The organism is Chlorobium sp. (assembly GCF_036528655.1).
Lineage (GTDB): Bacteria > Bacteroidota > Chlorobiia > Chlorobiales > Chlorobiaceae > Chlorobium.
Map to the genome: position 1 here is coordinate 223,490 of NZ_JAIGND010000003.1, position 14,874 is coordinate 238,363.

The 14,874-nt window shown below is 44.6% G+C and carries 13 protein-coding genes; 4 read left to right on the forward strand and 9 right to left on the reverse strand.

Features of this window, described 5'->3' with window-relative positions:
- The 6 genes from K4305_RS01170 to rpmH all read right to left on the reverse strand — a co-directional run bounded on the left by K4305_RS01170 (nucleotide 1) and on the right by rpmH (nucleotide 4,259).
- Nucleotides 1-924: an ROK family protein gene (locus K4305_RS01170; protein ID WP_331560486.1), complete on the reverse strand. Its 924-nt coding sequence runs from the start codon at nucleotides 922-924 to the stop codon at nucleotides 1-3.
- Nucleotides 921-1,466, reverse strand: coding sequence for a phosphatase PAP2 family protein (locus tag K4305_RS01175; protein ID WP_331560487.1), 546 nt, complete (start codon nucleotides 1,464-1,466; stop codon nucleotides 921-923). Before K4305_RS01175 ends, K4305_RS01170 begins: the two co-directional genes overlap by 4 nt.
- A 60-nt stretch (nucleotides 1,467-1,526) precedes the next feature.
- Nucleotides 1,527-3,272, reverse strand: a complete 1,746-nt coding sequence (yidC, locus tag K4305_RS01180) for a membrane protein insertase YidC (protein WP_331560488.1) — start codon at nucleotides 3,270-3,272, stop codon at nucleotides 1,527-1,529.
- Nucleotides 3,265-3,564, reverse strand: a complete 300-nt coding sequence (gene yidD, locus K4305_RS01185; protein WP_442880402.1) for a membrane protein insertion efficiency factor YidD — start codon at nucleotides 3,562-3,564, stop codon at nucleotides 3,265-3,267. The genes yidC and yidD overlap by 8 nt, the downstream gene beginning before the upstream one ends.
- 56 nt (nucleotides 3,565-3,620) lie before the next feature.
- Nucleotides 3,621-4,028, reverse strand: coding sequence for a ribonuclease P protein component (locus tag K4305_RS01190; RefSeq protein WP_331560489.1), 408 nt, complete (start codon nucleotides 4,026-4,028; stop codon nucleotides 3,621-3,623).
- Between the two features lie 69 nt (nucleotides 4,029-4,097).
- A complete protein-coding gene (rpmH, locus tag K4305_RS01195; RefSeq protein ID WP_331560490.1) occupies nucleotides 4,098-4,259 on the reverse strand; it encodes a 50S ribosomal protein L34 in 162 nt (53 codons plus the stop codon).
- Nucleotides 4,260-4,673: 414 nt separating this feature from the next.
- On the opposite strand from rpmH, the gene dnaA reads away from it, so the two are divergent.
- The 4 genes from dnaA (at nucleotide 4,674) to K4305_RS01215 (ending at nucleotide 8,973) form a co-directional block, all read left to right on the forward strand.
- Nucleotides 4,674-6,149 carry a chromosomal replication initiator protein DnaA gene (dnaA, locus tag K4305_RS01200; RefSeq protein ID WP_331560491.1) on the forward strand — a complete coding sequence of 492 codons (1,476 nt, stop codon included), beginning with the start codon at nucleotides 4,674-4,676 and terminating at the stop codon, nucleotides 6,147-6,149.
- Between the two features lie 284 nt (nucleotides 6,150-6,433).
- Nucleotides 6,434-7,558, forward strand: coding sequence for a DNA polymerase III subunit beta (gene dnaN / locus K4305_RS01205; RefSeq protein WP_331560583.1), 1,125 nt, complete (start codon nucleotides 6,434-6,436; stop codon nucleotides 7,556-7,558).
- 16 nt (nucleotides 7,559-7,574) lie between these two features.
- On the forward strand, nucleotides 7,575-8,693 hold the full coding sequence (gene recF / locus K4305_RS01210; RefSeq protein WP_331560492.1) for a DNA replication/repair protein RecF: 1,119 nt from the start codon (nucleotides 7,575-7,577) through the stop codon (nucleotides 8,691-8,693).
- Nucleotides 8,683-8,973, forward strand: a complete 291-nt coding sequence (locus tag K4305_RS01215; protein ID WP_331560493.1) for a DUF721 domain-containing protein — start codon at nucleotides 8,683-8,685, stop codon at nucleotides 8,971-8,973. The genes recF and K4305_RS01215 overlap by 11 nt, the downstream gene beginning before the upstream one ends.
- A gap of 73 nt (nucleotides 8,974-9,046) precedes the next feature.
- On the opposite strand, the gene K4305_RS01220 is transcribed toward K4305_RS01215, so the two are convergent.
- The 3 genes from K4305_RS01220 to mnmG all read right to left on the reverse strand — a co-directional run bounded on the left by K4305_RS01220 (nucleotide 9,047) and on the right by mnmG (nucleotide 14,683).
- Nucleotides 9,047-10,270, reverse strand: coding sequence for an FprA family A-type flavoprotein (locus tag K4305_RS01220; protein ID WP_331560494.1), 1,224 nt, complete (start codon nucleotides 10,268-10,270; stop codon nucleotides 9,047-9,049).
- Nucleotides 10,271-10,363: 93 nt separating this feature from the next.
- Complete coding sequence (locus K4305_RS01225) at nucleotides 10,364-12,754, reverse strand: DNA polymerase domain-containing protein (RefSeq protein ID WP_331560495.1); 2,391 nt, start codon at nucleotides 12,752-12,754, stop codon at nucleotides 10,364-10,366.
- 63 nt (nucleotides 12,755-12,817) lie between these two features.
- Nucleotides 12,818-14,683 (reverse strand): tRNA uridine-5-carboxymethylaminomethyl(34) synthesis enzyme MnmG, encoded by a 1,866-nt coding sequence (mnmG, locus tag K4305_RS01230; RefSeq protein WP_331560496.1) that lies wholly within the window; start codon nucleotides 14,681-14,683, stop codon nucleotides 12,818-12,820.
- Nucleotides 14,684-14,874 lie beyond the last annotated feature (191 nt).

Below are 14,874 nucleotides of genomic sequence, written 5' to 3' on the forward strand. Positions count from 1 at the left end.
TCATGTTTCATGTCCTGCGACAAGCAGGGCGGCGCCGAAAACACCGGCACTGTCACCAAGCCGTGGTTTCAGCAGAGGCACCATTAACTTTTGGCTGAACAGACCGTCTTCGATAATGCCCCGGGTCTCTTCAGAATAGAGCGAATCGATATTTCCGACGCCTCCGCCGATGATGCAGCAGTGAGGATCGAGAATATTGAGTACGGCTGCAAGGGCTGCGCCGAAATAACCGCTCAGGCGCCGGATGGTCGCTTCCGCGGCAGAGTCTTCAGCGGCCATGCCGGCGATCTCCATCAAAGGTTTTGAAGAACCCGTCAGAGACCGGTAATATCCTTCAAGCGCAGGTCCCGAAATAACCGTCTCGACGCATCCTCTTTTGCCGCAGTAACAAGGTTCGCCGTCCGGAACGAGAACGTTATGGCCCCACTCTCCCGCAATCCCGTGAGCTCCTGTCAGCACCCTGCCGCCCGAAACGATACCGCCTCCCACGCCGGTACCGATAATCATGCCGAATGCAGTCCGTCCGCCTCCTTCGCACATGATATCCCTTCCGGCTCCCAGCAGCGACTCAGCAAGAACGAAACAGTTCGCATCGTTGGCAATAACCGTTTCCCTCCTCAGAAGATACTCCAGATCGCCTTTCAGGTCACGACCGTTGAGGCAGCGCGTATTGGAATTGCTCATGCTGCATGAAGCTTCCTCATATCTTCCGGGAGTACCTATACCGATACGCGGCGGTAAAGGAAACCCCGTCTCTTCCGAAAGCTCTTCAAGCAAGCCGACAATCCTTCGGAGAATACGTTCATAACCGGAATCCGCTCCGGTGGGAATCCTTCTGCGAATCAGCTGGTTCATATTTCGGTCTGTTATGACCGCCTCGATCTTCGTTCCGCCGAGATCGACTCCCCAGTACCGTTCGTTCATGTATCGGAAAATCCTTTCCTGATCAGCAAAGGCTGCAAGACGTTCTTGAACGCCCAGGAACACAGCAAATACGCAAGCAGGCCGCTGGCACAACCGATTGCGAAGCCTGCGAGCACATCTCCGGGATAATGCACGCCGACATATATTCTTGAATATCCCACAAGAAAAGCGTAGCCGGCCATCAGAAAAACCATTATCCTCTCAACCCGCTCCCCGCGACCGAACACTATCCAGAAAACCGAAGCAACTGCCGCTGAATTGGCCGCATGTGAGGACGCGAACGAATAAGAACGTGACTGGTCAATCAGCAAACGGCATCCATCGATAACGAAGCAGGGGCGGGTTCGCTGAACCAACGGTTTAAGAATGCCGGATGCCGTGTAATCAGCAATGCCGATGGCAAGCAACCCTATGGCAATAACGGCAATGCCGCTGCGCCCTTTTCTGATAAAAATAAACAGCGCAGCGAGCAGAAACAGATGTGATGAAAGCTTGAACATGGTAAGAAATACCATGAGGTCATCGAGAGCAGGATGTATCATATACGAGTTTACCCACAGGAAAACCCGGGCATCAATCTCGTCGACCATATCCATAAACGGTCACTTTTTAACGCGGCCCTTCTGTTTTTTCGGAGCAGCAGCTGCAATCGCGGCGTCAAGCGCGGCTTTCGGCACATCATCGGAAGAGGTCGTGGAATTGATGTAGAACTGCTGGGCAACGCTGAATACATTGAACATCAGGTAATAGAGACCGAGACCCGCCGGGAGGTTATTGAAAAAGAGCAGCATCATAGCGGGAAATACATAGAGCATGACCTTCATCTGCTCGTTGCTCTGGGCTGTCGGCGTGATTTTCTGCTGCACGAAAACCGTAACGGCCATCAGTATCGGAAAAACGGCTATATGATCTCCATAAACCGGAATGCTGAAACCGAAATCGAAAATAGAATCCGGCACCGAAAGATCTTTTGCCCAGAGAAAACCGTGATGTCGCAGTTCGATCGATGAACGGAACACATAGAACATCGCAAAAAGCAGCGGCATCTGAAGTAATACCGGGAGACAGCCTCCCAGAGGATTAACTCCGGCTTCCTTGTATATTCTGCCCAGTTCGCTCTGCAGCTTTGCCGGATTATCCTTGTACTTTTCCTGAAGATCCTTAAGCGCCGGCTGCAAAGCCGCCATTTTTTTCATAGACTTCGTTGAAGCCATGGTGAGCGGATAGGTGACCAGTTTGATCAGCAAGGCGAAAATGATAATGATAACGCCGTAATTGCTGATAAACCCGTTCATCCAGTTAAAGACAGGCAGAATAATGAATTCGGCAAAAGGCCTGGTCAGCCAATCCCAGCCGAAATCCATGATCTTTTCAAGATCTGCGTCGAGCTTCTTGACGGTATTGTAATCGAGAGGACCGATGTAGAGACTGTAACGGTTTTCGGATACGTTATCCGATGAAGGCACCGCCATTTTCAGCGAGGCAAGATACTCCTCGAAATGGCCCCCCTGGCGTTTACCCTCAAGATAAATTCCTTCCGTTTTGCTTTCGGGTATCAGGGCCGCAGTGAAATATTTGTTCCGAACGGCAACCCAGCCGGCTTCGCCCGACTGCTCTTCGCGATAAGTCTCATTATCCTTGGATGCGTCGATCTTCACGAAACTTCCTCCGAGATAGCCGCCTGCAAGTGCATTGTGCGATTCATCCTCGCGGTTTTTTTCGGAGTATGTCAGTCCGCCGTCCCATTGCAGCTGATACTCGTTCCCGGCAAGCGCGTTGTTGAATCCGGTAAGCTTCACATCGTAATCGATCTTATAGCTGTTCCCGGAAAAACGGTAGGTAATCTCGATAGCCTGAGATGGACCGATGTCGAGCCTGTAACGCACCGAGGAACTCTCACCTCTTTTGAGATTAATCTTCGAGCCGCTGACGATTGACTTGAAATAGAGATCTCTCGTATCGATTTTCTTTCCGTCATTACTCAGAAAAAGCAGGGAAAGCGCTCCTTTACGTGCATTGCTGACAAGATCGAACGGCTGAAGTTTCCCGTCAAGGTGCTTTTTAAGCACGACAGACCTGATCGTAGCGCCTTTCGATGAAAGCGTGATTTTCATTAGATCGTTTTCAACGGTCATCAGCTCAGCTTCGCCGGCAGATGCATCGGCAAAAACTCCGAAAGCGTCCGAGGGCTGTTCGGGTGCAGGTATGCCCGGCGATTCCTGCTCCGTTTCAGGACTCTTCCTGCCGTTTTCGGCAAGAGGCGTCTTCGTTTCCGGCGACATGAACTGCAGCCAGACAATCATGATCAAAGCTATCAGCGCAAGACCCGTCACTGAATTTCTATCCATTATCGCCTTCTTTTAAGTTGTTCAGTGTTCTACCGGGTTTCAACGGCACCGGATCATAACCGCCTTTTGAAAAAGGATTGCAGCGAAGCACTCGCCAGATTGTCAGCCACGATGCGTAGAAAAAATTGTGCTCCGCATACGCATCGAGCGCATACTGCGAACAGGTGGGATAATATCTGCAGGACGGACCGAGCAATGGGGACAGAAATGCGCGATAAAACCTGATAAGAGCAACAGGCACCAGATTCAGGATCTCACCCAGCGACATGCTTTTCACAATTTGCATCTTCATTCGTAACGAAAACAGCCTCTGCGAACCGAAAGCCACATCGAATCCGCAATATGCTTTCAACTGTTCAGGATAGTAAACAATAATCTGCTTATTTCCCTTCGTAAAACATCCAGGGAAGGCAAGTCGCGTCCGGATCCTCTATAGATGATTGCCAGACAGAGCGTTTTAGAAATACGCGGGTCGCAACCTGTCGTCCGCTTATCAGTCAGCAGGTGCTTTTCGAGCCGGTACGCCTCTTTGAGGAGCCGCCTGACCCTGTTTCGCGACACCGCATCCCTGACCTTTTTTCTGCCCACGGCAAAAAGAACGGCTGCGGGCACTCTTCTGTGTTCGGCACCTGTTTCGAGATGCCCGTAAACAATTGTAACATACTCGCCATTCAGTTTTTTCCTGATTCTGAAAAGAGCCGCAATAAATTGTTCTTTCCTCAGTATTTCATGCTTGCGCAGCGAATTGACTGACACAATCAATCAGAAGGTAAAAAACAGCCGCTTTTATATGCGATCTTAGTCAGTTGGCTTCGCATGACGAAATTATCTCGATGCAGTGCCCATCTCGCTGCTGACCGTCAGGCGATGACGTCCCTTTGCCCTTCTTGAAGCAAGCACTTTCCGTCCGTTCTTGGTCGACATTCTCAGTCTGAACCCGTGCTTGTTTCTTCTTTTTCTATTACTTGGCTGAAATGTTCTTTTCATCTCGCTTTACTCCGGACTTTTTGGATAATGTAAAAATTCTGGGCATACAATGTAGCATATGACGGGAATATATACAAGAGATCGATCATAACAGATTACACCGCACGGAACCCCCCGGGAACCTGTCAACAATGTTGATAACTTGTTGACAAAAAAAACACCTCACCCGCAAACCCAAAACACAAAAGCATCAACACCTGTCCACAAGTGTGGACAATACATGCCTGAAAATCATCTAAAACTTTATAAGATAATCAGATAATGTGTTGATAACAAATACCCTCAAACCCCGCAGATCATGATGGTTTTTCAACAGGCAGATTGTTATTTATCCACTTAAAACAGTAACTTGCAAACATTTGATGTGGATAATTTCGCTCTCTGCTCCACATTGATTACAATCAATTCGCATCCATGACTGACTCGAGATCCACCGCACAGACGGAAAACGTATCGCAAAAACACCTGAAAAGCTCCTCACTTGAACATCAGGTCTGGACATCATGCCTTGATGCTATCAGGGAAAAAATTAATCCTCTCGCATTCAAGACATGGTTTATACCCATTAAACCCGTCGGCTTTTCAGGAAACGAACTCACTATCGAGGTTCCCAGTCAGTTTTTTTACGAATGGATAGAAGAAAACTACTCATCGTACCTTAAACAGGCCCTCAAGGATGTCATCGGTCCTGATGCCAAGCGCATGTACTCGATCGTGATGGACAAGTCACAGGGCCAGCCGGTCACTATTGAACTGCCTCACCAGAATTCCGTTCCGGAACAATGTCTCCCGATAAAACAGGAATCTGCCTCTACAGCGGCAGCCCGCCAGGATTTCGAAAGAAACCTTATGCGTTTCGAAACTCACCTGAACACAAAATACACCTTCGATACGCTCATTAGAGGCGATTGCAACTCTCTGGCTTTCGCAGCATCCAAATCCGTTGCCAAGCATCCGGGCGAAAATGCTTTTAACCCGCTTGTTATCTATGGCGGCGTCGGTCTTGGAAAAACACATATGATCCAGGCAATCGGAAACAGCGTCAGATCCAACTGCCTCTCGGAAAAGGTACTGTATGTATCAAGTGAAAAATTTGCAATCGATTTTGTCAATGCCATTCAGAACGGAAAAATTCAGGAGTTTTCAGCGTTTTACCGTACCATCGACGTATTGATAATCGACGATATCCAGTTTTTTGCCGGTAAAGAGAAAACACAGGAGGAGATATTTCACATCTTCAATACGCTTCACCAATCAAACAAGCAGATTATTCTTTCTGCGGATCGACCGATCAAGGAAATAAAAGGAATTGAGGATCGATTGATATCTCGCTTCAACTGGGGACTGTCAGCAGACATACAACCGCCGGATTATGAAACGCGTAAGGCCATCATTCTCAGCAAATTACACCAGAGTGGAGTAAATCTGGATGATACGGTCATTGAGTTCATAGCAACAAATGTAACTGAAAACGTCAGGGAACTTGAAGGATGTATCGTCAAACTTCTTGCCGCTCAATCTCTCGACCATCAGGAAATCGATCTGCAGTTCACTAAATCGACCCTTAAAGACATTATCCGGCATACTACCAAACAACTGACTCTCGATACGATAGAAAAGGCTGTATGCTCTTTCTATAATATTACTCCAAATGATCTGAAAGGTAAATCGAAAAAGAAGGAGATAGCCGCAGGAAGACAGATGGCCATGTATCTGGCAAAACTCCTTACAGACTCTTCACTGAAAACGATCGGACTTCATTTCGGAGGCCGGGACCACTCAACGGTCATTCATGCGCTCAATACCATTGAAAAACGCGCCGAAGGCGTAAGCGATGAAAGAAAAAAAATTGAAGAACTGAAAAAAAGGATTGAGATTCTCTCCATGTAATCCACCGAGACCGTGTATAACCTGTTGAAAACATGTTAAGCGCACCTTGGCAAACCGCCACTTATCAACACACTATTGAAACGTCCTACAACCATTCACAATCGACGAACAGAAACCATCCATTCAATACACAGGTTACCAACAGCGATTTCAATCTGATTTATTCCGATAAATCCATAAAATATAATATAATAACGGATCCGGACAGTGACTTGTCAAGAAATCCACAGGACATACAACAACAACAACACATTTTAAATAAAAAATAGATAAAGAGTAAGATGATGCAATTCACCTCAACAATACGTCACCTGCAGGATGGCGTCGGAAAGGTATCCCTGGCAATTCCCGCAAAGACAATCGATCCAAGGTATGACAATGTCCATTTAAGCATCGAAAACGGTAAGCTAACACTTTTCGCTACGGACGGTGAAATTTCTGTAACCGCAATGTGCGGTGTAGAAACGACCGATTCCGGCAATATCGGAATAAAGGCAAAAACACTTCAGGAATTTCTCAGGAGCATGTATGATACCCCTGTAACATTTACGATAAATCGTCAGGAGATCAGCGATCATGGAATGGTTTCAATTAAGACCGATAAGGGACGTTATACAATACCATGCATGTTTGAGAACAAACAGGAAAAAAACGAAAAGGCATATGACATAACGCTTGAGCTGAAAACGTCGGAATTACTTGACCTTATTCATAAAACGATATTCGCCTGCAGTGTCGACGGCATGAGGCCAGCAATGATGGGCGTGCTCTTCGAAATAGAAGAAAACAGAATTACGGGCGTGGCAACAGACGGGCACAGACTCGTACGCTGCAGAAAACCTATTGATACTCAGGTGCAGGAAAAACAGAAAATTGTCGTACCAGCACGAGTTCTTTCAATTCTTCAGAAACTTGCACAATCAGATATCGTGACGATGTCCATCGATGAAGAACGACGTTCTGTCAGATTCAGCATGGAAAACGTAGTACTCGACGCTGCCCTTATCGTTGAGCCCTATCCCAATTATGAAGCCGTCATACCTGTTGAACATGACAAGAAAATGCTGGCCGAAAGGACAGATATTTACGATTCTGTTCGAAGAGTGGGGAGATTTTCAAGCATCGGTGATATAAAAGTTGAAGTCGAGGGAGAAAAAACAATAATTATGGCTGAAAATACCAATGAGGGGGAATCAGCTCAGGAGGAAATCAGCTGTAATTTTACAGGTGATCCTATCATTATAGGATTCAATGCCAAATTCATAGAAGCGGCGTTATCACATATTGACGAAAAGGAGATTGTTATAGAGATGAAAAGTCCTACAACTGCAGTAATTTTCAAACCCTCAGAACAAAAGGAACAGGAAGACCTGATCATTCTTGTCATGCCTGTTCGCATCAATAATTGACAGGAGATCGTCGTTCTTGATAATACGGCAGATACAGTTTGTACAATTCAGGAATCATACCGCCCTCGCATTCGAACCGGAAAATGGCATTAATCTGGTTTTCGGTTCGAATGGTACCGGTAAAACATCTATTCTCGAAGGTATTCATTACTGCTGTCTTACAAAAGGCTTTATAAGTAGTTACGACATGGAATGCGTAACATCCGGGTCATCTTTTTTTCTTGTTCGCGGGAAATTTGAAGCTGATAACAAATCCGAAATAAGCGTAAAAATTACTTACAGCAAGGATTACGGCAAGCAAGTGAGTGTCAATGGTACGAATATATCTTCTTTTTCAGATCATATAGGTACCTTACCCTGCCTGACGTTTTCTCCTGCAGATACCTCTATCGTTAACGGTGCTCCATCAGAAAGAAGACGAATGCTCGATAACGCAATTTGTCAGACAGATTCAATATACCTCGATTCCCTCATTCATTACCGACGTCTGCTGCAGCAGAGAAACGCACTATTAACAACAAGAGACAATCAACTGAAGGATTATTCGATGCTCGATGTTCTGACGGAACAGCTCGCCGAGAAAGCCGTTCTTATAGTTCAGAAAAGGCAGGCTTTTCTGCTGAGTATCATGCCTGAACTGCTAAGGATGCATGGTATAATATCAGGTGGAGAATATCCGTCGATAACATACAGGTGTTCTTTTTATAATGGTGATACCGCTGATTTGATGAAAGAAAAGATGTATTATCAATTTCTGAAGTACCTTAAAGAAAGAAGAAATGAGGAAATAACAAGGGGTCAGACAGCAGCAGGACCTCACAGAGACGATATTCACTTTTTCATGAAAGAAAAAGACGTAAAAAAGTATGCTTCGCAGGGACAGAAAAGAACGTTTATTATTTCGTTGAAACTGGCTCTTTACGAGTACTTTAAAGAAAAAAAAGAAGAAAAACCAATTTGCCTCTTCGATGATATTTTCAGCGAACTTGATAAAGAACGGGCTGGGGCATTATTATCCATTATGAAACAGTGCGGACAGACTATTATTACATCAACTGAAAGGCTGAAGGATTCATGTATTAATGCTGTAAATATTCATGACCTTTCACCGAGGGAAAAACTTCGTGAAGAGTAAATCACCAAGAAGGCTCGATGCCATAGTCAATGAGGTATGCAGAGGACTTGGTATGGAAGATGAAAGGACACAGTACAGGGTATTGAAAATATGGAGTGAAATTGCAGGAGACATTATAGATGACATAACAGTGGCAGAGAGACTCACTGAAGGCCGATTATATATACGGGTTAAAAATTCCGCATGGAGAATGGAATTGAATTTCAGAAAAAAAGAACTCGCAGAAAAAATGAATAAAATTCTGGGCAAGGAAAAGATACAGGATATTATTTTCAGATGAAGTTTCCGGCGCCGTCTGAACCAGGTTACTTCATGGAAATCAACAGCGCCGGAAAAAAAGAAAAGCAGATTGACTAAATGTTACAGCTCAACTGATACATCTCTATCATTCTGTCTGCAAACGATTTACCAAATGTTATGCATTCTTCAAATTCAGGCTCATGAGGCTGGAATTTGATTCTCACGTTTTTATCGAAAACATTCAGTTTAAGAAGAGAAAAGTTTGTTTCGATCATCTTCACACCCTCACCGCTCCAACCGAAAGAACCGAATGCAGCAGCAAGTTTGCCTTTGTCGCGTATGGGGTTGATAGCAGCGAACAGCTGGTAGATCTGCGGCAATATGTTCTGATTGATAGTTGGAGAACCAACGATGATTCCTGAACAATGGGCTATCTTATCTTCGAGTTTTGAAAAATGAATATTTTCAACGTCACATATATCTATCGTGAAATCACACGACTGTCGAAGTCCATCGGCAATTTTGTGGGCAAGTAGAGCTGTGTTTTCATAAGCAGATACGTACGCTATGAGAATATTCTTCTCGTTCGGAAGAGCGATTGCATTAGATGCGTAACGATGAGAAAGATCAACGTATTTTTTCCAGTGAGTGCGAAGAATCGGCCCATGACCAGGACAGATCACCTGTATATCAAGAGGTTTGATCTTATCGATGGCCTGCAGCATATATTTACTGAATGGCCTTAGAATTGCATCGAAATAATAGGTGAAAGCGTCATCGAAATCACCTACAAGATCGTCGTACATCTCCTCATGGGAGAAATGAGAACCGAAAGAATCGCAGGTGAACAGAACACGGTCTTCTTCAAGCCAGGTATATATGGTATCGGGCCAATGAAGGTTTGGAGCGCCGATGAAATGCAGAGTCTTGTTGCCCAGGTCAAGGGAATCGCCATTTTTGACCACAAGATGCCTGAAGTCATGACCAGTCTGATCGCGCAGGAACTTGATTGCATTTCCACTACCCACCACAGTAGCATTCGGAGCAACGCTCAGAAGGTTATGAACGTTGCCTGAATGATCTGGTTCCGTATGATCAACAATAATGTAATCGATTTCTGAAGGATCTGTAACCTGTTTTAATTTATCAAGATAAGATGGCCAGAACTTGGCTTTTGTCGTTTCGACTACGGTCTTTTTATCAGCATTTATGAAATAGGAGTTGTATGTTGTTCCATACTTCGTTTCCATGACAATGTCGAAAGTGATAAGACCCGGATCAAGTACACCAATCCATGTTACGTCATCCGTAACAGCAAGTATTCTATTATCGCTCATAAAGTAGTATTTGAATGTTTTGAAAAAGTCAAAATATCATAAACAAAATACATAATACACCTGCACATAGTTCCATAAAATGAAAAAGAGCATTCAGGTTATCAAATCATTATTGAATACGTCTGATGAGGTAATACGCGTTTCCTTTATCAGTTCAATACCTTCAGGAGAAAAAGCAAAAAGAGTGTCGGCAGAAAAGATCGTACTGAAATCCTGGGGTTTGAAAAACGGAAGAAACTTCTGACAGTATTCATCGAGTCTTTTAAGATAAAAAGCTGTATTGTCGTCCGGTTTTTCTGGATCCCAATCAGAAGCAAGGCGTCCTTTGTCGATAAATGAAGATGAATTGCCGGAACCGCTTATATAGTAGGTGATCCTGTCGCCCTTCGAAAAAGGATTGCCCGATTTAAGAGCAAGTTCATATGTAACAGATTTTGAACGTTTTCCGGTTCTGACATCTTCAAGATACTGTTCAAGCGATGATTTCAGGGTTTCGGTTCTCGAAAACTCTGTGATGTCCAATCTGTGATCCTGTATTTTATGACGATATTCCATAAACAGATCATGAATACCACTGATATCTTCAGAAAGAAGTTTCTTGAAACCCTGTTTAATGAAATCCCTTCCGAATTTTTCACCGCTTCTGCTCGTAAGGGAAGATCCTTTAATGGTCATGACGCCATCATAATCAAGAAGAGCATAATTTTTCTTCAGGTACGAAATCATTTTTTTAAATCTTCCGTCATAACCGATATTGATGCCTTCAGGCATATGTGAAGATACTTCGCTGACCAGTTTTCTCTCTTCCTCTTCGCTGCATATAAGTGCCGGAGGAATAAAAAGAATACCGTCTGTATCAACTTCAATGACACGACTCCCGCGAGATTCGAACTCGGCAATCATTTTTTTCGCGATACTCTGCCCTGTAGAGGTTACCCTGTCTGCTTCTGAATAATCATTGAATATTCCGCCCTGAAAGCCAAGGTAACCGTACATGGCGTTGATAAGAATTTTGAAAGAAGATTGCATAGCATCATAATTTCCACAAAGAGCGGAGCTGCCATTATTTTTGTGCAACACGCTGAGTTCTTTTGCTCTGAAGCGGAGGTCTTTAAGATCATGAAGAACTACGGGAAAAACCCGAAGAGAGTCGCTTTTAGGGCATATATTGAAAGATAGCATGATAGAAGGATAAAGGGACTCAACGTCAGCATACACAACTGGTCCGAGAATACCCTTGAGAAAAACTTCCGTATATCCTCCCATGAACTGCTGCCCGGATGAGGGTTTAGGAATGGAATGTTTCTGACGTAGATATTCACGAACGAACAGCGATTCGATTTTTGCTGCCGGTCCGATCCGCGATGTCATTCCATACGTGTAGGGAATCATCTGAGTTGTATAGAAATTGCTTCCCGAAAGTATACCGGAAAGATCTCGCGTTTCGATTACATCGTCAAGCGCATAGTCAAGCAGTTTTTCATAGTCATTATCCCAGGTGGATGCGATATCCTTGTAATCTATATAGGTTCTTTCCTGAGCGGCAATACCGAAATGTCTGGCAACTGCTTTCAGTCCGTAACTCTGCATGGAACGTCTCGATACGTCAAAATTCTGAACAAGAAAAAGAGTATCGACAACATGACGTCCAGGAATATCGAAATAAGGAAAATCGATTGTACGTTCAGCAAAACGGATGCTTGATGGATAGCTTCTCGGAATCATGCCATCCCTTCCTATGGAGAACGATACTCCATGATGCTCGCAACGACGCTGCAGATAGGGAAGATCGAAACTGAAGATATTATGACCTTCTATGACATCAGGATTCCTGAGGGTAATTGTTTTGACGACACGCTCCAGAAGATCTTTTTCTGAACTTGTTTTTGAATGCAGCGCCTCTTTCCAGCCAAAGTTGTCAGAAAGGGATACAATGATGATTTCATCGGAATATCTATCCTGCTTGTCATTGCCGCGGTTATCAGGCCTGTAATATGTTTCAATATCAAGCTGAAGTCGATGCAGATCTTCGAAGAGCATCCCCTTGAAAAGGGTTTTGCCTGTCTGTAGTAAATATTGTGATACACCGTCACCTTTATTGTATGTAAGAGGGCTGTTTCCTGAAAGATCTGTTCCGGCTCTGTCTTTTGATTCCGAGTCTGATTTCGTATTGATGAAGTCGAGAGCGGAACGATACATTTTCCAGCTGTCGAAAATAGCGAGATATTGATAGAAGTTGGAGCCATGAAGTTTCACAAGCCAGAACTTCTTCTGGTTTTCCGGAACAAAGCCGTCAAGAACGGCGCCATCAGAAAGAAAGAAGAATGGATAAAATGGATCGTCGCGAAAATGCACGGAATCACCGTTACGGAAAAACAGTCTGATATGGCTGTCCGAGCGCTGATAAGCGCCAACTATGCACTCCTCTTTATCTTTCCCGAAAAGGAGCGTGTTATCGATGATGTCATGAATTAGATTGTCCATGAACAAATACAGATGAAAATGAAATGATAACTGCGATGTTTCACGTGAAACATAACAGATGGGTCAGCGACCAAGTTTTACCATCAGCACTGAAATATCGGCGGGTGAAACGCCAAGTATTCTTGATGCCTGGCCAATAGTTTCAGGACGGTGTTTCAACAACTTTTCCCTGCCTTCGCTTGAAAGGCCGTGAACGGATTCGAAAGGAAATGCCGGTGGTATATGCAGGGACTCCATGCGGGATATTCTTTCGGAAAGAAGCATGTCCCGTTTCAGGTAACCCTCGTATTTAATATCGATCTCAACCTGTTCGAATACAAGCGGATCAGAAGAAAAACAAAACATCATTTCTTTGAACAGCGGAGAGCATCCGAAAAGAAGACAGAAGTTTATTCCGTGTCTTTTCAGGAGCGTTGAGGCGGAAAGTGAAGAATTAATTGTCTGAATGCCATGCTTGGCAAGATGATCGTTTATGATATCAGGAGAAAAAGAGAACGATGAGGCGGCTTTTTTTACTTGTTCGATTGCATCGGATTTTCTTGAGCAGGCATACATGGCAGAATCCGAAACAAGACCGGCGTCATGGCCTAACTTGCTGAGACGGAGATCCGCATTATCGTGTCGGAGATGGAGGCGATGCTCCGCAGATGAGGTGAACATTCTGTACGGTTCATCCGTTTCCTTGGTGATCAGATCATCTATAAGCACACCTATATATGCATCAGAACGTTTAAGAAGCAGCGGGTCGCGGTTTCTGAGTTTAAGTGATGCGTTGATTCCGGCCATAAGACCTTGAGCAGCTGCTTCCTCATAGCCCGAAGTGCCGTTTATCTGTCCGGCGAAATAAAGATTTTCAACAATTTTCGTTTCAAGCGTTCTTCCGATCTGATAGGGGAAGAAATAATCATATTCTATTGCATAGCCCGGACGTATAATTCTGACTTCTTCAAGACCGGGGATGGTCTGCAGCGCATTCTTCTGAATATCTTCAGGAAGAGATGTGGAAAAGCCGTTAACATACATTTCATTGGTATCGTATCCTTCCGGTTCAAGAAAGATGTGATGATTGTCCTTGTGTGAAAAACGGTTGATTTTGTCCTCTATGGACGGACAGTAACGAGGACCTGTGCCCTGAACCTTTCCGGTAAAGAGTGGTGATCGGTCGAAACCTGTCCTGAGTATGGCGTGCGTTTCGGGAGTTGTTCTGGTAAGATAACAGCTGAGCTGATTGATTGAGGAAAGCGACCCGGTAGAAAAAGAAAATGGAACGGGATCTGAATCTCCGTATTGTTCTTCAACGCGCGAATAATCGACGCTTCTTTTATCGATACGGGGAGGAGTGCCTGTTTTAAGACGCCCATATCTGAACCCCATATCGGAAAGATTTTCAGTAAGACCATGGACAGGCGGTTCTGCAATGGTTCTGCCGCCAGGATAATGAGTCATTCCAATGTGGATAAGACCATTGAGAAAAGTACCGCAGGTAAGAATAACTGCTTTCGAACGGATACATGTACCTGTTGAAATATATACACCTTCAGCTTTCCCTCGGATGGCGTGAATCGCCGTAACAGTGTCCTGAAGAAGGTCGATATTTCGTTCAAGTTCGATGACCTTTCGCATATAGAGCGAGTAGCGTGTTCGATCTGCCTGGGCTCTGGGTGATCGCATCGCAGGGCCTTTGCTCGTATTGAGCATGCGAAACTGGATTCCTGTATTATCGATAGCTTTACCCATTTCTCCCCCCAGAGCATCGATTTCTCTCGTTATCTGGCCTTTGGCAACACCACCGATAGCGGGGTTGCATGACATTCTTGCCAGTGCGGTAAGATCGGAACTGACGAGCAGGCAAGACAATCCTGATCTTGCCGCCGCAAGTGCGGCTTCGCAGCCGGCATGTCCTCCGCCTGCAATAATAATATCATACATGAAGAGTGCCTTTGTGTTTCACGTGAAACATAACTGGTTTATGCAATAAGCTGATAGTTCTCCGTTTGAAAGAAATCAGGCGCATTCCTGCTGAGTAAATAATATGATGGCGTATATATATAGTAATGAGTACTGTTCGTGCCATTGTTTATTGAACAGTATACGCTGATTGTCTCAATACACGGAGGGAA

What these genes read in the sequence shown, in the direction of transcription:
- yidC (WP_331560488.1), bottom strand. Translation starts at nt 3,272, where the DNA reads ATGGATAGAAATTCAGTGACGGGTCTTGCGCTGATAGCTTTGATCATG.
- mnmG (WP_331560496.1), bottom strand. Translation starts at nt 14,683, where the DNA reads ATGTATGATATTATTATTGCAGGCGGAGGACATGCCGGCTGCGAAGCC.
- rpmH (WP_331560490.1), bottom strand. Translation starts at nt 4,259, where the DNA reads ATGAAAAGAACATTTCAGCCAAGTAATAGAAAAAGAAGAAACAAGCAC.
- K4305_RS01220 (WP_331560494.1), bottom strand. Translation starts at nt 10,270, where the DNA reads ATGAGCGATAATAGAATACTTGCTGTTACGGATGACGTAACATGGATT.
- dnaA (WP_331560491.1), top strand. Translation starts at nt 4,674, where the DNA reads ATGACTGACTCGAGATCCACCGCACAGACGGAAAACGTATCGCAAAAA.
- dnaN (WP_331560583.1), top strand. Translation starts at nt 6,434, where the DNA reads ATGCAATTCACCTCAACAATACGTCACCTGCAGGATGGCGTCGGAAAG.
- K4305_RS01175 (WP_331560487.1), bottom strand. Translation starts at nt 1,466, where the DNA reads ATGATACATCCTGCTCTCGATGACCTCATGGTATTTCTTACCATGTTC.
- K4305_RS01170 (WP_331560486.1), bottom strand. Translation starts at nt 924, where the DNA reads ATGAACGAACGGTACTGGGGAGTCGATCTCGGCGGAACGAAGATCGAG.
- yidD (WP_442880402.1), bottom strand. Translation starts at nt 3,564, where the DNA reads ATGAAGATGCAAATTGTGAAAAGCATGTCGCTGGGTGAGATCCTGAAT.
- K4305_RS01225 (WP_331560495.1), bottom strand. Translation starts at nt 12,754, where the DNA reads ATGGACAATCTAATTCATGACATCATCGATAACACGCTCCTTTTCGGG.